25 protein-coding genes are annotated in these 18,991 nt (G+C 63.2%); 9 read left to right on the plus strand and 16 right to left on the minus strand.

Going from position 1 to position 18,991, the window contains the following annotated elements:
- The first annotated feature begins 87 nt into the window (after positions 1-87).
- A complete protein-coding gene (locus tag P5704_021185) occupies positions 88-1,209 on the plus strand; it encodes a beta-ketoacyl-ACP synthase III (GenBank protein ID WOF78493.1) in 1,122 nt (373 codons plus the stop codon).
- Positions 1,210-1,224: 15 nt separating this feature from the next.
- Here P5704_021185 and P5704_021190 read toward each other — a convergent pair whose 3' ends face one another.
- From P5704_021190 to P5704_021210, 5 genes are all read right to left on the minus strand, one after another.
- Positions 1,225-1,632: a SufE family protein gene (locus P5704_021190; protein ID WOF78494.1), complete on the minus strand. Its 408-nt coding sequence runs from the start codon at positions 1,630-1,632 to the stop codon at positions 1,225-1,227.
- A complete protein-coding gene (locus P5704_021195) occupies positions 1,629-2,831 on the minus strand; it encodes a cysteine desulfurase (protein ID WOF78495.1) in 1,203 nt (400 codons plus the stop codon). Before P5704_021195 ends, P5704_021190 begins: the two co-directional genes overlap by 4 nt.
- An 84-nt stretch (positions 2,832-2,915) precedes the next feature.
- Complete coding sequence (gene dapD, locus P5704_021200) at positions 2,916-3,950, minus strand: 2,3,4,5-tetrahydropyridine-2,6-dicarboxylate N-succinyltransferase (protein ID WOF78496.1); 1,035 nt, start codon at positions 3,948-3,950, stop codon at positions 2,916-2,918.
- A 44-nt stretch (positions 3,951-3,994) separates the two neighbouring features.
- A complete protein-coding gene (locus tag P5704_021205) occupies positions 3,995-4,366 on the minus strand; it encodes an ArsC family reductase (GenBank protein WOF78497.1) in 372 nt (123 codons plus the stop codon).
- A gap of 114 nt (positions 4,367-4,480) precedes the next feature.
- A complete protein-coding gene (locus tag P5704_021210; protein ID WOF78498.1) occupies positions 4,481-4,810 on the minus strand; it encodes a thioredoxin family protein in 330 nt (109 codons plus the stop codon).
- Positions 4,811-4,941: 131 nt separating this feature from the next.
- On the opposite strand from P5704_021210, the gene P5704_021215 reads away from it, so the two are divergent.
- Together P5704_021215 and P5704_021220 are read left to right on the plus strand one after the other, a co-directional pair.
- A complete protein-coding gene (locus P5704_021215) occupies positions 4,942-5,187 on the plus strand; it encodes a hypothetical protein (protein WOF78499.1) in 246 nt (81 codons plus the stop codon).
- A gap of 15 nt (positions 5,188-5,202) precedes the next feature.
- Positions 5,203-5,364 carry a hypothetical protein gene (locus P5704_021220; protein ID WOF78500.1) on the plus strand — a complete coding sequence of 54 codons (162 nt, stop codon included), beginning with the start codon at positions 5,203-5,205 and terminating at the stop codon, positions 5,362-5,364.
- A 39-nt stretch (positions 5,365-5,403) separates the two neighbouring features.
- On the opposite strand, the gene dapC is transcribed toward P5704_021220, so the two are convergent.
- Genes dapC through purM form a run of 5 tightly spaced genes read right to left on the minus strand, consistent with a single transcriptional unit; the run spans position 5,404 to position 9,792 of the window.
- Positions 5,404-6,600 carry a succinyldiaminopimelate transaminase gene (gene dapC, locus P5704_021225; GenBank protein WOF78501.1) on the minus strand — a complete coding sequence of 399 codons (1,197 nt, stop codon included), beginning with the start codon at positions 6,598-6,600 and terminating at the stop codon, positions 5,404-5,406.
- Positions 6,601-6,650: 50 nt separating this feature from the next.
- Entirely contained in the window at positions 6,651-7,316 is a 666-nt protein-coding gene (locus P5704_021230) for a hypothetical protein (GenBank protein WOF78502.1), read from the minus strand.
- A 51-nt stretch (positions 7,317-7,367) separates the two neighbouring features.
- A complete protein-coding gene (locus tag P5704_021235; protein ID WOF78503.1) occupies positions 7,368-8,078 on the minus strand; it encodes a DUF3108 domain-containing protein in 711 nt (236 codons plus the stop codon).
- Between the two features lie 8 nt (positions 8,079-8,086).
- On the minus strand, positions 8,087-8,734 hold the full coding sequence (gene purN, locus P5704_021240; protein ID WOF78504.1) for a phosphoribosylglycinamide formyltransferase: 648 nt from the start codon (positions 8,732-8,734) through the stop codon (positions 8,087-8,089).
- Positions 8,734-9,792 carry a phosphoribosylformylglycinamidine cyclo-ligase gene (gene purM, locus P5704_021245; protein ID WOF78505.1) on the minus strand — a complete coding sequence of 353 codons (1,059 nt, stop codon included), beginning with the start codon at positions 9,790-9,792 and terminating at the stop codon, positions 8,734-8,736. The genes purN and purM overlap by 1 nt, the downstream gene beginning before the upstream one ends.
- A 378-nt stretch (positions 9,793-10,170) precedes the next feature.
- Between purM and P5704_021250 the strand changes: the two genes are divergently transcribed.
- Genes P5704_021250 through hda form a run of 3 tightly spaced genes read left to right on the plus strand, consistent with a single transcriptional unit; the run spans position 10,171 to position 13,077 of the window.
- The gene (locus P5704_021250; protein WOF78506.1) at positions 10,171-11,229 is read left to right on the plus strand and encodes a DUF2066 domain-containing protein; all 1,059 of its coding nucleotides are present in this window, start codon (positions 10,171-10,173) and stop codon (positions 11,227-11,229) included.
- Between the two features lie 55 nt (positions 11,230-11,284).
- Complete coding sequence (locus tag P5704_021255; protein WOF78507.1) at positions 11,285-12,376, plus strand: AI-2E family transporter; 1,092 nt, start codon at positions 11,285-11,287, stop codon at positions 12,374-12,376.
- Positions 12,373-13,077: a DnaA regulatory inactivator Hda gene (hda, locus tag P5704_021260; protein WOF78508.1), complete on the plus strand. Its 705-nt coding sequence runs from the start codon at positions 12,373-12,375 to the stop codon at positions 13,075-13,077. Before P5704_021255 ends, hda begins: the two co-directional genes overlap by 4 nt.
- A gap of 213 nt (positions 13,078-13,290) precedes the next feature.
- Here hda and P5704_021265 read toward each other — a convergent pair whose 3' ends face one another.
- The 3 genes from P5704_021265 to arsC are packed head-to-tail and all read right to left on the minus strand — an operon-like array spanning position 13,291 to position 14,649.
- A complete protein-coding gene (locus tag P5704_021265) occupies positions 13,291-13,701 on the minus strand; it encodes a DUF2069 domain-containing protein (GenBank protein WOF78509.1) in 411 nt (136 codons plus the stop codon).
- The gene (gene wrbA / locus P5704_021270; protein ID WOF78510.1) at positions 13,694-14,299 is read right to left on the minus strand and encodes an NAD(P)H:quinone oxidoreductase; all 606 of its coding nucleotides are present in this window, start codon (positions 14,297-14,299) and stop codon (positions 13,694-13,696) included. The genes P5704_021265 and wrbA overlap by 8 nt, the downstream gene beginning before the upstream one ends.
- A complete protein-coding gene (arsC, locus tag P5704_021275) occupies positions 14,296-14,649 on the minus strand; it encodes an arsenate reductase (glutaredoxin) (protein WOF81297.1) in 354 nt (117 codons plus the stop codon). The genes wrbA and arsC overlap by 4 nt, the downstream gene beginning before the upstream one ends.
- Positions 14,650-14,815: 166 nt before the next feature.
- On the opposite strand from arsC, the gene P5704_021280 reads away from it, so the two are divergent.
- Together P5704_021280 and P5704_021285 are read left to right on the plus strand one after the other, a co-directional pair.
- Complete coding sequence (locus P5704_021280) at positions 14,816-16,048, plus strand: virulence factor BrkB family protein (protein ID WOF78511.1); 1,233 nt, start codon at positions 14,816-14,818, stop codon at positions 16,046-16,048.
- Positions 16,049-16,186: 138 nt separating this feature from the next.
- Positions 16,187-16,384 (plus strand): hypothetical protein, encoded by a 198-nt coding sequence (locus tag P5704_021285; protein WOF78512.1) that lies wholly within the window; start codon positions 16,187-16,189, stop codon positions 16,382-16,384.
- A gap of 1 nt (position 16,385) precedes the next feature.
- Here P5704_021285 and P5704_021290 read toward each other — a convergent pair whose 3' ends face one another.
- Entirely contained in the window at positions 16,386-16,778 is a 393-nt protein-coding gene (locus P5704_021290) for a hypothetical protein (protein WOF78513.1), read from the minus strand.
- A 225-nt stretch (positions 16,779-17,003) separates the two neighbouring features.
- On the opposite strand from P5704_021290, the gene P5704_021295 reads away from it, so the two are divergent.
- Entirely contained in the window at positions 17,004-17,462 is a 459-nt protein-coding gene (locus tag P5704_021295) for a TlpA disulfide reductase family protein (GenBank protein WOF78514.1), read from the plus strand.
- Positions 17,463-17,475: 13 nt separating this feature from the next.
- On the opposite strand, the gene P5704_021300 is transcribed toward P5704_021295, so the two are convergent.
- Together P5704_021300 and P5704_021305 are read right to left on the minus strand one after the other, a co-directional pair.
- Entirely contained in the window at positions 17,476-18,048 is a 573-nt protein-coding gene (locus P5704_021300; protein WOF78515.1) for a lytic transglycosylase domain-containing protein, read from the minus strand.
- A gap of 5 nt (positions 18,049-18,053) precedes the next feature.
- Positions 18,054-18,986 (minus strand): hypothetical protein, encoded by a 933-nt coding sequence (locus P5704_021305; GenBank protein WOF78516.1) that lies wholly within the window; start codon positions 18,984-18,986, stop codon positions 18,054-18,056.
- Between the last annotated feature and the right edge of the window lie 5 nt (positions 18,987-18,991).

An 18,991-nucleotide genomic window follows, 5' to 3' on the forward strand; every position in this document is an offset into this window, starting at 1 on the left:
AGAGGCGCTGGAATGATCGTGACTGGCCGAGTCCTGTTGCTGCCGTCCCAACGTCAGAAACGATCAAGCCATTCGAGAGGAACGACTGTGTATAACGTCGTCATCAGCGGTACCGGCCTTTACACCCCTGCCAGCAGTATTTCCAACGATGAGCTGGTGGAGTCCTTCAATACTTACGTTCATCGCTTCAACAACGAGAATGCCGCTGCCATCGAGGCTGGCGAAATCCAGCCGCTGCCCGAGTCCAGCTCCGCCTTCATCGAAAAGGCTTCCGGCATCAAGAGCCGCTACGTCACCGACAAGGCCGGCATCCTCGATCCCGAGCGCATGGTTCCGCGTATTCCCGAGCGCAGCAATGACGAGTGGTCGATTCTCTGCGAGATGTCAGTCAAGGCAGCCGAAGAAGCCCTGGCCCGTGCCGGCAAGACCGCTGCGGATATCGACGGCGTTATCGTTGCCTGCTCCAACCTGCAGCGTCCCTATCCGGCAGTCGCCATCGAAGTGCAGGCGGCGCTGGGTATCAAGGGCTTCGGCTTCGACATGAACGTGGCCTGCTCGTCGGCTACCTTCGGCATCCAGAATGCCGTCAACAGCATCAAGCTCGGCCAGGCCCGCGCGATCCTGATGGTCAACCCGGAAATCTGCACCGGGCACATGAACTTCCGCGACCGCGACAGCCATTTCATCTTCGGCGACGCCTGCACCGCGGTAGTCATCGAGCGCGAAGATCTGGCGACCTCGGCGCAGCAGTGGGACGTCATCAGCACCAAGTTGGTGACCGAGTTCTCCAACAACATCCGCAACAACTTCGGCTTCCTCAACCGTGCCGCCGAAGAGCACATGAACGATCCGGACAAGCTGTTCATCCAGGAAGGTCGCAAGGTATTCAAGGAGGTCTGCCCGATGGTGGCGGAGCTGATCGGTGAGCACCTGGCCGAGAACGACATCGCGGTGGAATCGGTGAAGCGTTTCTGGCTGCACCAGGCCAACCTGAACATGAACCACCTGATCGTGCGTCGCCTGCTGGGCCGTGATGCCACCGAGGAAGAGGCGCCGGTGATCCTCGATACCTACGCCAATACCAGTTCGGCAGGTTCCGTGATCGCCTTCCACAAGCACCAGGACGACCTGCCCAGCGGCAGCCTCGGTGTGCTCAGCTCGTTCGGTGCGGGCTACTCTATCGGCAGCGTGATCCTGCGCAAGCGCTGATTCGCCTTGGCCGGCTCAGCCGGTCAGCTCACGCATTCGCTGCAGCACGGCATTCATGCCGTTGCTGCGCGAAGGCGACAATTGCCGCGAAAGGCCGAGACGGGCGAACCAGTCGGCCATGTCCACTTCGCCCAGATCGGCAGCTTTCAGGCCATTGACTCTTGCCAGCAGCACAGCCAGCAGGCCGCGGATGAGTCGGGCATCACTGGCGGCGCGAAAACTCCAGCAGCCGTCCTGTTGTTGGCCGACCAGCCACACGCGACTTTCGCAGCCCGATACCTGATTCGTTTCGCTGCGTTCATCTTCGTCCAACGGTGCCAGCCGCTCACCCCACTGCATCAGCAGGCGCGCGCGCTGCTCCCAGCCGGGTGCCTGGGTGAATGCCTCCAGTGCTTCGCAAGCGGCTTGCGGCAAGTCGCTCATCGCAGCAGCTCCAAGGCCTGATCCAGGGCGCTGAAGAAGCGCTCGAGGTCGGCATTGTCGTTGTACAGCCCGAGCGAGACGCGTGTCGCGCCATCCAAACCGAGGTGTTTCATCAGCGGCATGGCGCAGTGATTGCCGCTGCGCACCGCGATGCCCTGCTCGGTGAGCAGATGCCCCAGGTCGGAATGATGCACGTCTTCGACAACGAAGCTGGCCAGCGCAACCTGCGCTGAGCCGAGCAGGCGAACGCCATTGCGTGCGGCAAGTCCGGCGAGCAACTGATCGTGCAATGCCTGCTCGTGGCGCTCGACCGCGGCAGCGTCGAGCCCTGCCAGATAGTCCAGCGTGGCACCGAGGCCGATGACGCCGGAGATCGGCGGCGTGCCGGCCTCGAAGCCCAGCGGCGCGGCATGGAACTCGGCGTGTTGATAGTCGGTGGTGCGCACCATCTCGCCGCCGAACTGCCAGTGGCGCAGCTGCAGCAGCGATTCGCCGCGGCCGTACAGGGCACCGACGCCATCCGGCCCGTAGAGCTTATGGCTGGACAGCACATAAAAATCACAACCCAGGGTGGCCATGTCGTGACGGCCGTGCACCACGCCCTGCGCGCCGTCGACGACGGTCAGCGCGCCCCGGGCCTTGGCCAGGGCCAGCAGGCGGTCGAGCGGTTGCCAACTGCCGAGCACGTTGGACAACTGGCTGACGGCGAGCAGGCGGGTGCGCGGGCCGATCAGCTCGGCCGCCGCGTCGAGGTCGATGCGCCCGGCGGCGTCGATCGGCAGTACCACGAGGCGGGCGTTGCGGCGCTTGGCCAGTTGCTGCCAGGGCAGCAGGTTGGCGTGATGTTCGAGGGCGCTGATGACGATCTCGTCACCGGCTCCGATCAGATGTTCCAGCCCGTAGGCGAGCAGATTCAGCGCTTCCGTCGCGCCGCGGGTGAAGACGATTTCAGTGGGCGAAGTCGCATTCAGCCATTTCGCCACCTTGATGCGGGAATCCTCGTAAGCACGAGTCGCGCGTTCGGCGGGCTGGTGCTGGGCGCGGTGCACATTGGCGGCGCCGCAGGTGTAGTAGCCGCTGAGGATATCGATCAGCGCCTGCGGCTTCTGTGCCGTGGCGGCGCTGTCGAGATAGGTCTGGCCTTGCGCTTCGAGCACCGCCAGAGCAGGGAAGTCGGCGCGCCAGGGGGAAACAAGCATAGCGGTAAGCCTGAAGCTGGAAGCTGGAAGTCAAGACAGCTCGCTGTTACTTCCAGCTTCTAGCTTATGGCTTCCAGCTTGCGATCAGTTATGCGCGTGCAGCGCCTCGTTCAGTTCGATGGCCGATTTGTGGGTCTTGCACTCCACCGCGCCGGACTGCGAGTTGCGGCGGAACAGCAGGTCGCTCTGGCCGGCCAGTTCGCGGGCCTTGACCACCTGGACCAGCTGGTCGTTCTCGTCGAGCAGGCTGACCTTGGTGCCGGCGGTGATGTACAGGCCGGATTCCACGGTGTTGCGGTCGCCCAGCGGGATGCCGATGCCGGCATTGGCGCCGATCAGGCAGCCTTCGCCGACGGAGATGACGATATTGCCGCCGCCGGACAGGGTGCCCATGGTCGAGCAGCCGCCGCCCAGGTCCGAGCCCTTGCCGACGAATACGCCAGCCGAGACGCGGCCTTCGATCATGCCTGGGCCGGCGGTACCGGCGTTGAAGTTGATGAAGCCCTCATGCATCACGGTGGTGCCTTCACCCACATAGGCGCCGAGGCGAATGCGCGCGCTGTCGGCGATACGCACCCCGGCCGGGACCACGTAATCGGTCATCTTCGGGAACTTGTCCACCGAGAAGACTTCCAGCAGATCGCCCTTCAGGCGTGCTTCCAGCTGGCGCTCGGCGAGTTCGCTCAGGTCCACCGCGCCCTGGGTGGTCCAGGCGACGTTGGGCAGCAGTGGGAAGATGCCGGTCAGGTTCAGACCATGCGGCTTGGCCAGGCGGTGGGAAAGCAGGTGCAACTTGAGGTAGGCCTCGGGGGTCGAGGTCAGCGGCGCATCCTCAGCCAGCAGGGTGGCAACGAGCGGGCGCTGGCTTTCAGCCAGGCGGGTCAGCAGCGCGTATTGGGTGGCGTCGAGCGGCTTCAGGACATCGGCGAGCTGCGCAGCCTGGGTGGTGGTGATGGCGATCGCCTGATTGCCGCCGGCATAGCCGAGCAGCGGGGCGACGGCGGCTACCAGCTCGCCGGCCGGTTGCAGCAGCGGCTGCGCGTAGAAAACTTCCAGCCAGTCGCCTTGGCGGTTCTGGGTGCCGACGCCAAAGGCGAGGCTGAATAGGGTTGCAGACATAGGATCATCCTTTTTCGTTGGCCGCGCCGTCTGGTGGGCGGCTATCAGTTCGGCGCTGCCACTTCGGCAGCGTAAAGATCGGGCTTGAAGCCAATCAGGGTCTTACCGCCCAGGTCGAGTACAGGGCGTTTGATCATCGACGGTTGGGCCAACATCAGCTCGATGGCCCGGGCCTGGTCAAGATCGGCCTTTGCAGCGTCGTCCAGCTTGCGGAAGGTGGTGCCTGCACGGTTGAGTACGGTCTGCCAGCCGTGTTCATTGCACCAGGCTTCCAGGTGGGCGCGGTCGATGCCGACGCTCTTGTAGTCGTGGAAGTCGTAATTCAGTCCGTGTTCGTCGAGCCAGGTACGAGCCTTTTTCATCGTGTCGCAGGCTTTGATTCCGTATAGGCACAACCGCTGATCTGATTCGGACATAAACGACTCTCCAAGGCTCCTGCAAAACTGGACGGCGGATTATGCCACGCCTCGCCGGGCTATGGAGGCGAGCATGCCTATCGAGCTGCGTTGCGCCGCGAATGACGCGCAACCTCAGGCCTTTCCCGCCTCGCCCAGCGCCTGTGCGATGGCCTGCTCGTTTTGCGGACGTACGACACGCGCTAGCTCCTGGCCGTTCTCCAGCAGGATCAGCGTCGGCCAGAGCTTGACCCGGAACGAACGTCCTAGCGGGCGCCCCGGGCCGTCCTCGATCTTCAGATGAGAAATGCCGCTGCGCTTAGCCAGGGCCTTTGCCAGCAGCGGCTGAGCCGCTCGGCAATGGCCGCACCAGGCGGTGCCGAACTCCAGCAGCACGGGGCCTTCCAGCGCGTCCACTTCGGCGCGGCTCGGTTCGATGTTCGCGTAGTGTTCGGTCATTTCCACTGGGGTAGCCCTCCGGATTGCGCATAAAAGGTTCGAGCCTGCTGCGGCAACGTCGTTCAGCCGGCGCTCTCGACCTTTTACGCGGATGCTGTTGTCCATTGATGACAATCGCAACGGTGAGGTGATGAGTAATGGCACGCAAGCATTTCGAGAAGTTCGAGGCGATTTCTTCGGCCGTGCCTGCCGAAGATGCATTCGAGGCGGTGATCGCCATCAAACGGCGCGACAGCGATGAGGACGTGCATGTGTTCAAGGTTGCCGATGGTCGTCGCTACGACCTGGCGTCGGAAGCGGACGCCATCGCCGAGGCCGCCTTGACTAAGGTTATAGAGGTCAGCGACGAGGGTCAGCTGATCTGGGAAGAACATGCCATCTGAATGGGAGGCAGCCTGATGAACGAGCATGACGAGCGGACCGAACGGCAGCACGGCGAGACACAGCCCGAGCCACGCCAGGAGCATCCGGGTGCGGATATCCCCGAGCACATGAAGCCGGAGAATCTGGAAAAACTGCGCGACTATGGCAAGGATGCGATCCCGCCGGGCGTTGCCTGAACTCAGCAGGCCGGGCGGTGCTGCGCCGCCGGTGTGAAATCAGAGCGTTTCGATGAAGTGGCGAATGCGTTGCGCCGCCTCGATGCATTCGGCCAGCGGCGCAACCAGCGCCATACGCACGCGGCCGGCGCCAGGGGACATGCCGTCCACTTCGCGCGACAGGTAGGAACCTGGCACCACGGTGACATGCTCGCGGGCGAACAGCTCGCGGGTGAACTGTTGATCGTCCATCGGCGTTTTCGGCCAGAGATAAAAGCCGCCATCCGGGCGTTGCACGTCCATGACCGGCGCGAGTATTTCCAGCACGGCATCGAACTTGGCGCGGTACAGCTCGCGGTTGGCTCGCACGTGAATCTCGTCGTTCCAGGCAGCAATGCTCGCCAGTTGGGTCTGCACGGGCATGGCGCAGCCATGGTAGGTGCGATAGAGCAGGAAGGACTTGAGGATCTCGGCGTCACCGGCGACGAAGCCCGAACGCAGCCCCGGCAAGTTCGAGCGCTTCGACAGACTATGAAACACCACGCAGCGCCTGTAATCGTTGCGGCCCAGTGCTGCGCATGCGGTGAGCAGGCCTGCAGGGGGATTGGCTTCGTCGAAGTACAGCTCGCTGTAGCATTCGTCGGCGGCAATGACGAAGTCGTACTGGTCGGCCAGCGCGATCAGCTTTTTCAACGTCTCCAGCGGCACCAGCGCACCGGTCGGGTTGCCCGGTGAGCAGAGGAAGAGAATCTGGCAGCGCCGCCAGACCTCTGCCGGTACGGCATCGAAGTCCGGGTTGAAGCCGTTCTGCTCGAGGCACGGCAGGTAATGGGGCGTGGCGCCCGCGAGCAGGGCCGCGCCTTCGTAGATCTGATAGAACGGATTTGGGCTGACCACCAGGCCGTCCACGGCGCGATCCACCACGGTCTGGGTGAAGGCGAACAGTGCTTCGCGCGTACCGTTGACCGGCAACACATGCTGCGCTGGGTCCAGCGCATCCGCGGCGAGGTCGAAGCGGCGCTCGCACCAGCGCGCGATGGCTTCGCGCAGCGCCGGAATGCCGAGTGTGGTCGGATAGACCGCCAGCTGATCGAGGTTGTCGGCCAGTGCCTGGGCAACGAAGTCCGGTGAACGGTGCTTGGGCTCGCCAATCGACAGCGCGATGGCACGCTTGTCGGCAGGCGGCTGGGCGCCAGCGAGCAGGCCGCGCAGCTTCTCGAAGGGGTATGGGTGCAGCAGATTCAGGGCGTTGTTCATGGATGCAGTTCTTTCAGGATGAGCGCGGCGAACGCCCCGCATTCGTGAGATCAGTCGTCGCGCGCGCCGCCGTAATAGGCGCAACCGCGCAAGGTCTGGCCGTCCAGGCGGAGCTCCGCGCTCAGGTGGCTGACCGTGCCGCTGGCACTGTCGACGCAGCGCTGCGGTGCAACCCATAGGTCAAGGCGCTGCTGGTTGGCCTCGCTGGTGAAGCTGAGCTGGCCACCGGGAAGCTGCTCTTCAAGGTAGGGCAGGGCGATCGGTGATTCCCCCGGCCGAACGAGCAGCATGCCGCGGGTGGTCACGCTCAGCATCCAGCCTGGCTCATGACCGCTGGCGCGCAGGATCAGCTGCTTGAAGTTTTCCTCGCCACAGCCGTGGCCTTCGCGCTGCAGGCGATAGATGCGGGTCAGCGCAAGCTGGCCAGTACCGTCCGTCTCAGCCTGGCTGAGGGCGCCGCGCAGGTCGGCGAACAGTGCGTCCTGATCATCGATTAGCAGCGCCTGCGCGTCGTCCTGCAGCCCGGTGTCCTGGCCCAGTAGTTTCAAGGTCCGTTGGCCCTGGCAGCTCTGCAGTTGAAGCTGGCCATCGACTTGCCGAACTTCACCTTGCAGGCGTTCGGTTGCCGCCTTGGTCGGAGGACGCTCGGCGAACAATGACTGGCAACCAGCGAGGGAAAGCAGCAGCGCAATCAGCAGGGGGCGTGCAGAGATCATCGGAAACTCGAAGCAGGTAGGAGGCGGCGGGCGAAGGACCGCCGCGATGACTCAGTTGCCTTTGACGGTCTTGCCGTCGACACGGCCTTCCTCGAGCATGATCTGGTACTCCTTGCCGTCCGTCTCGACCTGATGCAGGCGGACCAGCAGGTAGTCCCAGTCCTTGGCGAACCAGAGGATGGTTTCACGCTTGCTCTGCGTCGGATCGCGCACCCGCTCGACCTTGATGGCATCGACCTGGCCGGCTTTGGTGCTGACCTTGTCTTCGCCCAGTACGCGGAAATCGTAGGTTTCGATCTCGTCGCCATCGACCACCTGATAGCTCATGCTCTGCTTGCCGGCCGCGACTTCCTGCTGCAGCGCCAGCTGGTAGGTGGACTTGTCCAGCAAGCCGCGATGCAGCGGCAGCTTGACCGGATCACCCCGGTCACTGCCCTCGACCTGCTTGTTGTCCCAGTCGAAGCGGTGCTCGACACGCTTGCCCTTGCCCAGACCGCTGCGCTTGAGGCGGTAGGTCTGTGGCAGGAAGGTATCGCCTTCGGTGCGGAAAGTGCTGCGTTCGTTGAGGCTGGCGACCAGCATGGAAGCCTCGAAGTCCAGCCTCCAGTTGCCATCGTCCAGCAGCTCGAGGCTGCGTTGAGCGGTGCCACTGACCGGAACCTGCTTCCAATCGGCGGTGTAGCTAGCGGAGAAGGGCTTGAGCTCGAGGGCTTGGACCGGCAGGGTCAGCACGGCGAGAGCGAGCAGCAAAGCGCGACGCATGGTATCTCCTAGATTCTGATCTGATAGCCGGAGGCCGGCAGGTTGACGTCGTCCAGCATCGCGCCTTGTTCGACGAGGCGCAAGCGCCCTTCGGCGAACCAGCGCATGGCCAGCGGGTAGATCTGGTGCTCGGCCGCATGCACACGCTGCGTCAGCTGCTCGATGTTTTCACCTGGCTCCACCGCCAGCGCCGCCTGGATGGCCACCGGGCCGCCGTCCAGCTCCTCGGTGACGAAATGCACGCTGCAGCCGTGCTCGCGGTCGCCGGCTTCCAGGGCTCTGCGATGGGTGTCGAGGCCCTTGTACTTGGGCAGTAGCGACGGATGGATGTTCAGCAGGCGGCCTTGATAGTGGCGGACGAAGCCTGGCGTGAGAATGCGCATGAAACCGGCGAGGATCACCAGATTCGGCGCATGTCCGTCGATTACTTCCATCAGTGCGGCGTCGAACGACTCGCGCCCATCGAAGGCCTTGTGATCGAGCACTGCTGTGGGGATGCCGGCGCTCTGCGCCCGCGTCAGGCCGAATGCATCGGCCCGGTTGGAAATCACGGCGCGGATACGCGCCGGATTGTCTTCGGCCTGGCTATCGATCAGCGCCTGCAGATTGCTGCCGGACCCTGAAATCAGCACCACCACATTGCAGCTTGCGGTCATCAGTGCTGTTTCAGGTTGTTCAGCAGGACTCGTTCGGCATCTTGCGCCGCGGTGGCGATCGTGCCGATCACCCAAGGCGATTCGCCGGATGTGCGCAGATTGGCCAGAGCCGGCTCGACCTGATCCTGGGCGACGCAGATGACCATGCCGACGCCACAGTTGAGCACGCGGTGCATTTCGTGTTCGTCGACGTTGCCTTTTTCCTGCAGGAAATCGAACACTGCCGGACGCTGCCAGCTGGCGACGTCGATGATCGCCTGGGCGTCGTCCGGCAGCACCCGTGGGATGTTGTCGAGCAGGCCGCCGCCGGTGATGTGGGCCATGGCCTTGACCGCGCCGGTGTCCTTGATCAGCTTGAGCAGCGGCTTGACGTAGATGCGTGTCGGCGCCATCAGCAGGTCGGCCAGCGGCTTGCCGTCGAGCTGGGTGTTCTCGATGTCGGTGCCGGACACTTCGAGGATCTTGCGAATCAGCGAGTAGCCATTGGAATGCGGCCCGGAAGAGGGCAGGGCGATCAGCGCGTCGCCAGCGGCGACTTTCGAGCCGTCGATGATCTCGCTCTTTTCCACCACGCCGACGCAGAAGCCGGCCAGGTCGTAGTCTTCACCCTCGTACATGCCAGGCATCTCGGCGGTTTCGCCGCCGACCAGCGAACAGCCGGCCAGTTCGCAGCCGGCGCCGATGCCGGTCACCACGGTGGCGGCCACGTCGACGTTGAGCTTGCCGGTGGCGTAGTAGTCGAGGAAGAACAGCGGCTCGGCACCACAGACCACCAGGTCGTTTACGCACATGGCGACCAGATCCTGGCCGATGCTGTCGTGCTTGTTCAGGTTCAGCGCCAGGCGCAGTTTGGTGCCGACGCCGTCGGTACCGGATACCAGCACCGGCTGCTTGTAGCCTGCCGGGATTTCGCACAGGGCGCCGAAGCCGCCCAGGCCGCCCATTACCTCAGGTCGTGCGGTGCGCTTGGCTACGCCTTTGATGCGTTCGACCAGCGCTTCGCCTGCATCGATATCGACGCCAGCGTCCTTGTAGCTGAGGGAGGGTTGCTTGCTCATAGAATCCGAACCTGTGAAAGGAGTGCGGGTGTCGACCGGTCAGGTGCTGCATCCACGCCATTGCTAACGGTTTCCGGGGACTGGTGTCGTCACCAGAGTGGCCGGTTGACGCCGGGGCTGCATCCGCCTGCGCCGCGTTTGCCTAGGTACTGAATGCCGGGCTCGTACGAGCGCCGGAACCGGTCTGCGGAAAGCTCGCGATTTTATCAGGGTTGCCGCACAGCGGCCATCCCGGCAGCTGCGATGGCGCGGGCGGGCCGCATTTTGAGCCGGGCATCTGTGAGGTAGGCGGTTGCCGGCTCTGGGCCGGCTGTTTAAGGTGTAGCGTCCTGTTTCCCTACTTCCTGCCCCGGGGTCCGGCGGCCTGCGAGATCGATCATGCGCCTTGTCTACCGCTTACTCATCCTGTGCCTTGCGCTGGGGGCCCCATTGTCCAGCCAGGCCGAACAGCTCAAAGGTCTGTATCAGGTGCGTGAGCCTGTTTCCGGTGAGCAGAGCGAGGAGCGCGCAGCTGCGTTGCAGCGGGCATTCGACACGTTGCTGTTGCGCCTGACCGGCGATGCGCAGGCAAGTAAGCGCGAGGCCGTCGCTGAGTTGCGCAAGGATCCGCAGCAACTGATCAGCAAGTATGGTTATGAGCACGAACATATCGTCGTCGATTTCGATCCGGGCACCACAGAGCGCAGCCTGCGTAGTGCCGGCTTGTCGCTGTGGGGGGCGAACCGGCCGGCGCTTCTGGTCTGGTGGCTGAACGAGCGGGTCGAGGGCACCCAGTTGCTCGGCGACGATCAGCGCAGCGCCGTGCCAGTGCGTGCCGCCGCGCAGCACCGTGGCCTGCCGTTGCGCCTGCCGCTGGCTGATCTGTCCGAACAGCTGCTGGCAACGCCGGACGCATTCGGCGCGAACAGCCGGCAGACGCTGGGCGAAGCGTCCGAGCGCTACGATGCCGACGTGCTGTTGGCGGTCCATGCGCGAGAAGCCGATTCCCGCTGGCAGGCGCAATGGAACGTCTGGCTCGACGACGAGCAGCGTGACGGCAAGGCTGAAGCGGAAACCCTCGAGGGACTGGCCGATGCGGTAATGCTGGCCGTCAGTCAGTACCTGGCGCCACGCTATGTGGTTGCGCCAGGCGCTGCGTCGGACATCACCCTGGAAATCCTGGGTGCCGATGTCGCGCGATTCGCAGAGCTGGATAGGTTGCTCGAACCCTTCGGTGGCAGCCTGTTGCGGGTGGAAAGTGATCGCCTCGTCTATCGTGTCAACGCCAGCCCGGAGCAGCTGCGCGCTCAGCTGGCGCTGGCGCGTTTGCAGGAAGTCGCCGAAGACGAGGCGCCACTGGATGCAAGTCAGCCGATGGAAGAGGGCGGTGAAGCTGACGGGCCCGACAATGCGCCTGCATCGCCCGAGAGCGGCACGGTGCTGCGTTATCGCTGGTGATTGCAATTCCTATTTGATTTTGGCGACTGTCCCGCACGGAAGGCACTGAGTGACCATGAACGATTCGAACCGCTGGCTCTGGCTGGCAGGCGTGTTGTTGTGCGCCTGGCTGGTGTATCTCCTGACGCCGATCCTCACCCCTTTTCTCATCGGTATCCTGCTGGCCTATCTCGGTGATCCGCTGGTCGATCGCCTGGAGCGCTGGGGGCTGTCGCGTACCTGGGGGGTGATTGTCGTATTCGCTTTGTTCAGTCTGCTGATGTTGCTGATGTTGCTGGTGTTGCTGCCGATGCTCGGCAAGCAGCTGGTGAGGCTCTACCAGTTGGCGCCGCTGGCCCTGGACTGGCTGCAGCATCAGGCGTTGCCCTGGGTGCAGGCGCAGTTCGGGCTGGAAGACAACTTCTGGCGTCTCGATCAGCTCAAAGCGGCCTTCGCCGCGCATCTGGGCAGTACCACCGACGTTCTCGGCATGGTGCTGAGCCGCGCCACCGCGTCGGGGCTGGCCCTGCTGGCATGGATCGGCAACCTGCTGCTGATACCGGTGGTGAGTTTCTATCTGATGCGTGACTGGGATCTGATCATGCTCAAGCTGCGCAGCCTGCTGCCGCGACGTGGTGAGGGCATGGTGGTGCGCCTGATGAGCGAATGCCACGAAGTGATCGGTGCGTTTCTCCGCGGCCAGCTGCTGGTGATGCTGGCCCTGGCGATCATCTATGCGGGCGGGCTGATGCTGGTGGGGCTGGAGCTCGGCCTGCTGATCGGTGTGCTGGCTGGGCTGGCCAGCATCGTGCCTTACATGGGCTTCGTCGTCGGTATCGGCGCGGCGGTGCTGGCGGTGCTGTTCCAGTTCGGCCTGGATCCCTATCCGTTGCTAGGCGTGGCAGCGGTATTCATGGTGGGCCAGATGCTCGAGGGGATGCTGCTGACGCCGTTGCTGGTCGGCGATCGTATCGGACTGCATCCGGTCGCGGTGATCTTCGCGGTACTCGCCGGTGGTCAGCTGTTCGGCTTTACTGGTGTGCTGCTGGCACTGCCGGTGGCGGCGGTCATCATGGTTCTGCTGCGCCACGTGCACGATCTCTATAAACTCTCGGACCTTTACGCCGAGCCTGCCGGTGCACCGGCCGAACCACCCAGCCAGCCATGAAACCCATCCAGCTCCCCCTGGGCGTCCGTCTGCGCGACGACGCCACCTTCGCCAACTTCTACCCTGGCGCCAATGCAGCCGCGCTCGGCTATGTCGAGCGGTTGTGTTCGCCTGCGGCGGGCTGGTCCGATGAGTTGATCTATCTCTGGGGGCAGGCCGGTGTCGGCCGTAGTCACCTGCTGCAAGCTGCCTGCCTGCGGGTGGAGGAGCGTGGAGAGCTGGCGGTCTATCTGCCGCTGGCTGAAGTGGCCGAATATGGTCCCGCCTTGCTCGACAACCTCGAGCAGAGCGAGCTGGTCTGCCTGGACGATCTCGAGGCGGTAGCCGGGGACGCGGTATGGGAGGAGGCGCTGTTCCATCTGTTCAACCGCCTGCGTGACGCCGGTCGACGGTTGTTGCTGGCGGCTGACGCCTCGCCGCGGGAGTTGTCGATCACGCTGCCCGATCTCAAGTCTCGTTTGAGTCTGGCGCTGGTTTTCCAGCTGCAACAGCTGTCCGACGAGGACAAGCTACGCGCCCTGCAGCTGCGAGCCTCGCGTCGTGGGCTGAATCTGCCGGATGACGTTGGTCGCTTCATCCTGACCCGTGGCTCACGCAGCATGAATGCGCTGTTCGAGCTGCTCGATCAGTTGGATCAGGCTTCGCTGCAGGCGCAACGCAAATTGACCATCCCTTTTCTCAAGGAAACGCTCGGCTGGTAGCGAGTGGCTTGTTTGGTGAGTTCAGCTGGTCAATTTCAGCGCCCGTGGCGGCGCTGCTGCGCTGCTGCTCCTTACCATAGCCCCGCAATGGCCCGTCGCAGCGCCTTGTCTCGGATCCACGTTCATCCGAACTCGCCTCAACCAACTCACCGCGCAGGCCTCGGGCGGCGTCGGCGAAACCACTGAAGCGGTTTGCGCCGTGATCAGCGACCCTCAGGCCTCGCCCGCCGCCTTGCGTTCGTACTGATAACTCCAGCGGGTGTAGAGCAGCGCTGCGATGAACAATGTCAGGCTCAGCCCGGCCTCCAGCAGGCCGTAGATCATCCGTGCCGGATCGATCGCCGCGAGCACGCCCTGGATGAAGTACAGGTTGACGATAAAACAGAGCCAGGCGTGCGCCCTCGGGCTGCCAGCGATCATCCCTGGTGCGACCAGCAACAGTGGAATGAGCTGGATGCTGACGACAACCCAGGTTCTGGCTCCGTGCAGGTCGGCAAAGACCAGGTTCCACACGACCAGTAGCACTGCAAGGCCGATGAAGCTGACAAGGCTTATCGCACGGCTGGATTTGACCCGTGGGATCAGCCATTCCAGCGATGGCAGCGGTTTACGCTTCTTAGCCACGGGAAGTCTCCAGCCGCTGCGCCGTGTATGCCAGGCGCTGCCCGAAGGCGCGGCAGAGGGCGATTTCATGTTCGTCGAGCAAGCGCTTGCCGTCCGCGCCGGCATGGTGGCTAGGGCCGTAAGGCGTGCCACCACCGCGGGTTTCCAGCAGCCCGTTCTCGCTGTATGGCAGGCCGAGCACCAGCATTCCGTGGTGCAGCAACGGCAGCAGCATCGACAGCAGGGTGCTTTCCTGTCCGCCGTGCAAGCTGGAGGTCGAGGTGAACACGCCGGCTGGCTTGCCGACCAGCTCGCCGGTCAGCCACAGGCTGCTGGTGCCGTCGAGGAAGTATTTCAGCGGCGCCGCCATATTGCCGAAGCGAGTGGGGCTACCTAGCGCAAGGCCGGCGCAATTCTTCAGGTCTTCGAGGGTCGCATACAGTGCACCAGCGTCGGGAATGGTTGGCGCAACAGCTTCGCACTCGGTGGAGACGGCAGGTACGGTACGCAGACGCGCTTCCAGCCCAGCCATTTCCACGCCGCGGGCTATCTGTCTGGCCATTTCGGCGGTGGCGCCGTGGCGGCTGTAGTACAGCACCAGAATGTAGGGTGCACTCACGGCAGGATCTCCAGCACTTTTTCCGGCGGCCGGCCGATGATCGCTTTGTGGCCAGCGACCAGGATCGGCCGTTCGATCAGGCGCGGATGTTCGAGCATGGCGTCGATCAGTTCGGCTTCACTGAGCGCAGGATTGGCCAGGTCGAGGTTCTTGTACTCCTCTTCGCCTGTACGCAGCAGTTGCCGGGCGGTGAGTCCCAGTTTGTCCAACAGGGCACAGAGTTCGGCGGCGGTGGGGGGTGTTTCCAGGTAGTGCACGATTTCGGGCGTCAGGCCGCGGGCTTCGAGCAGCTCCAGAGCGCTGCGCGATTTGGAGCAGCGAGGGTTGTGATACAGCGTGAGTTCGGTCATTTGTGGTTGCGTCTCGCCGGATGAGGTGGCCATTCTAACCCTCAACGAGGCGCTCGCCGAAATGTGCAGCGCGGGCGATCCGGGCAGGCTTTCGGTCTGCTCCGGGTCTTTTGACGATGAGCACTGTCGAGCCAATGGCTCCAGGCAGCTGTAAAAAGGAGAAGGGATGCATCAGCGCATCGACAATGCCCTCGAGTTCGGTCGCTTCCTGGTTCGGCGCTTTTTGTCCGATCAAGGTCCGCATAGCGCGGCGGCCTTGACCTACACCACCCTGTTCGCCGTGGTGCCGATGATGACCGTCACGTTCGCCATGCTGTCGGCGATTCCCGCTTTCAAAGGTGTTGGCGAGCAGATCCAGTTCTACATATTCAACAACTTCATCCCGTCCACCGGCGCGACCATTCAGGAGTATCTGCTCGCGTTCACCAGCCAGGCGCGGCAGCTCACCTGGTTCGGGGTCGGGTTTCTCATGGCTACCGCATTGATGATGCTGCTGACCATCGAGAAGGCGTTCAATACCATCTGGCGCGTACGACAACCACGACGAGGGGTATCCAGTTTTCTGCTGTACTGGGCGATTCTCAGCCTTGGGCCGCTGCTGCTCGGCGCAGGATTTGCCACCAGTACCTACATCACCTCGCTATCGCTGATTTCGGGGCCGTACGCGCTCATTGGCGTCGGCACGCTGATCAAGGTCATGCCTTTGCTGCTCAGCGTAGCGGCGTTCACCCTGATCTATGCCGCGGTGCCCAATACCCGCGTCCCGTTACGACATGCTCTGGCGGGAGGCATATTCACCGCTGTGTTGTTCGAGGCGGCCAAGCAGCTGTTCGGCCTGTACGTCAGCTATTTCCCGAGCTATCAGCTGATCTATGGTGCTTTCGCGGCGGTCCCGTTGTTTCTGCTATGGGTCTATCTGTCCTGGATGATCGTGCTCTTCGGCGCTGAGCTGGTATGCGGCCTGTCCTCATCGCAGCAATGGCGCCGTCGGCCGCTGCCACGTCTGCTGGTCATGCTGATGCTGTTGCGCAACCTGCACGAGCGTCAGCAGGAGGGGCGGGAGCTGCGCCTGCGCGATCTGCACAGGGCCGGTCTGCGTCTTCCCGAAGATGAGTGGGACGACATACTCGGGTTCTTCGAACAGGAGCAGCTGGTCTGCCGGACGGGCTCCGGGGGCTGGGTGCTTTGTCGGGATCTGAACCACTACAGTCTGGATCAACTGTTGCGCTGCAATCCCTGGCCGCTGTCGGCACGTGTAGCGTTGCCCGAGCAGCTGGACGAACCCTGGTATCCGACGTTGCGCCAGTCATTGGAGCTGCTGCAGCAGGAGCAGGCCAGCCTGTTCGGTGGCAGCCTCGCCGACTGGCTGCAATCAGGTGGTGACAAAAATCGTCAGTAAGGGAGTGTTTGCGTGGAGACGCTGCGCTTAGTGGCAGGTTGTTCGAGCGATCGGATGCGTAAGTACAGGCCGTGGCGGCGCTTTCGAGGCGATGGCACGCTTCTGGCTATGGCTCGGAGTAGTTGAGGGGAAGACCTAATGGACGGCAAGCGCAGCACCATCCTGTATCTGCACCAGAGAGCGCCAGACGCGGCGCTCGAGGCATTGAACCGTCTTACCGGTCTTCGCTTTACGCAATGGCCTGAATCCCTGGTTGTCAGGGACGGGGAATCAACCGACGCCCCGCGCGCCGCATCGGCAAGCGAGCAGTTGGAGCCGAAAAAGGTCAGTGGCTGAATCAGGCCTGGACGGCTTTCATTTCGGCAGCTACGGGCTCGACCGGGTGAGCGAACAGCTCTTCGACGGTGATTGCAGCTACCGTGGCGGCAGGACGCAGGTGAATCTGCAACTCCTCGATCTTGTGTCGGACCGGTAGCCGCGCGACGCCGGACAGCAGGATCTTGCCTGCGCCGTCGGTGCGGCCGTGATCAATGATCGCTTCTCGCTGCTGCTGTCCATCACGGTATTTGGCGACGAGAGACACCATGAGCCCTGCGTGTCCCTGTAGCTGCAACCAGCTGGCGACATTGAATTCAGCGACGCGCCCGTCGTAGGTAGTGAGGGCGATGGCAGCTTGCTCGACGATGCGTGAGGGTACGGTGCCGATCAGTTTGTCGTGGAGTTGGGACATGGCTTCGCTACTGGCATGCGGTGGTGGGTGCGGAATTATAGGCAGCGCTGGTCCGGCAAAACTGTGCACTTGAGCGCCGCCGCGCGTGACCGGACTCGCAGAATGGCGAAAAGCGCGACGGTTACTTGGCGCCGCCATGGCCTGCGTCAGGATCGGGTTGTTCAGAGCGTGCCTTGGCGGCAACCTGGCGGTATCCTCGCGCCGTATACGTTAGGGATAAGCATCATGACCAAACCCATCGCCTCGTTACTGCTCCTGCTGAGCTGCTTGTTCCTGTCTGCCTGCGAAAAGGATTGGGGGCTCGACCAGCACGGGGAGGAAGTGACCGCGGCGCAGTTGCAGGGACAATGGCTGCTGATCAACTACTGGGCCGAATGGTGTGGTCCCTGCCGCACCGAGATTCCGGAGCTGAACGCCTTGTCCGAAACCGAGCAGGGACTGGCAGTGTTGGGTGTGAACTTCGACGAGTTGCGCGGCGAAGAGCTCGCTCAAGCCGCCAAGGCGCTGGGTATCGACTTCCGTGTGCTTAGTGATGATCCCGCCGAGCGTCTGCAATTGCCGCGTAGCGAGGTGCTGCCGGTGACCTATCTGGTTGACGACCAGGGGAAGGTGCGAGAGCGCCTGGTTGGCGAACAGACTGCCGAGGGCATCCTTGTGCATCTGGCGCGGCTGAAGGGCGAGTAGCCCGCCTGGTGACTCAGGGTTTGACGTACCAGAAATCCTGCCAGAAGCCGATCACCTTGGCCGGATAGCGATTCTGCCCTAGGCTGCCGTTGTAGCGCGCGAGCGCCCGGTTGATGTCGCCATTTTCCTTGTTCAGGTAATAGCTGAGGATGGTGCAGCCATAGCGAAGATTGGTGGCGTTGTCGGTGAGGTTGTCTTGCGGTCGACCCAGTTCCGCTTTCCAGAATGGCATCACCTGCATCATGCCCTGCGCGCCAACGCTGGAGATTGCAAATCGGTCGAATAGGCTTTCGGCATGGATCAGCGCCAACACCAGTTCCGGCTTCAGGCCCGCCTTGCTCGCCTCGCGATGCACCAGCCGGAGCAGCGACAGCCGCTCTTCGGCATCGGGGATGTAGCGCTTGAGTCGGCCGGACATGTCGACCAGCCAGACCTCTGCATCGAAGCGATCCTGAAAGCTGTCCGCCTCAGCGACTGTCCTCTGCATGAGGTCGCGGAGTTCGGGTTCGGGCGCTTGACGGATATTGGCTGCTGCCGGCAGGGCGCTCACCAGCAGCAATGCGAGAAGAAGAGCAGGCGTCTTCATCGGCTTCAGTTTCCGTTGCTGCCTTCGATCAGACTTTGCAGAAAGTGCTGTTGCAGTTCGGGATCGTTGCGCGTCAGTTCGATCAGGCTCTGCTCCAGTTCGCTGGCTTCTTCTTCCAGACCAAGTTCGGACAGGCGCCGGACGCGATGCACCCATTGCGCGACGTCGTCGCCTTCCAGGTCATCGAAGATCAGGTCGTGAGCTTCTTGCAGCTTGCCGCGCAGCTTGTGGCTGACCAACAGCGTGGCCTCGGCCCGGGTGCCATCCTGTTCATCCTCAACCGACAGCTGCAACTTGCCGATCTGCGTGACGTCCTGATCAGCGAACGGCCCGTCGAGAAGATTCAGGCGCAAGACGCCGTGACGATCGGTCGACAGCTCGTGAGTGTGCGGACCGGCGCTGACGAGCACCGGACGCTCCGCCCAAGGCAGGCTGGTGTACTCGAGCCGCGCATCCCGGCGTTGCTCGTCGAGGCTGGCCAGGTTCTGCTGCGAGCGGCCATTGGACTCGGCGTTCATGAACGGGTTGATGCCGGCGAAGCCGTAGCTGATCCAGTCGCGAGTCGCGCTCTCTGGCATGTTGCCGAGCATCACCACGTTGAGCACGTTTGCGCCTACGCCGGCGACCACTGCGACGACGCCCAGCGGAATCTCGTACAGCTCTCGCCAGGGCTGGTAAGGCGTATAGCGATCGTAACGGCGGGTTACTTCGAAATCGGTGACTTCGAATGTCATCTGCTCTTGCACTCGGATACGCCGCTGCGGCAGTTCGAGCACCTGGGGTTCACCGAGTTCGATGCGCAGGCTGTGGTCGAGCAGTTTGCGCTCGACACGCGCCTCGTGCTCGCTGCGCTGCGGCAAGTGATTGGCGCAGCCGCCAAGGAGCAACGCCGCGCAAAGCGCGGCGCTGGTTGAAACGACAAAACGTCGGTTGAGCATGATTT

It is taken from the genome of Pseudomonas sp. FeN3W, from assembly GCA_030263805.2.
Lineage (GTDB): Bacteria > Pseudomonadota > Gammaproteobacteria > Pseudomonadales > Pseudomonadaceae > Stutzerimonas > Stutzerimonas stutzeri_G.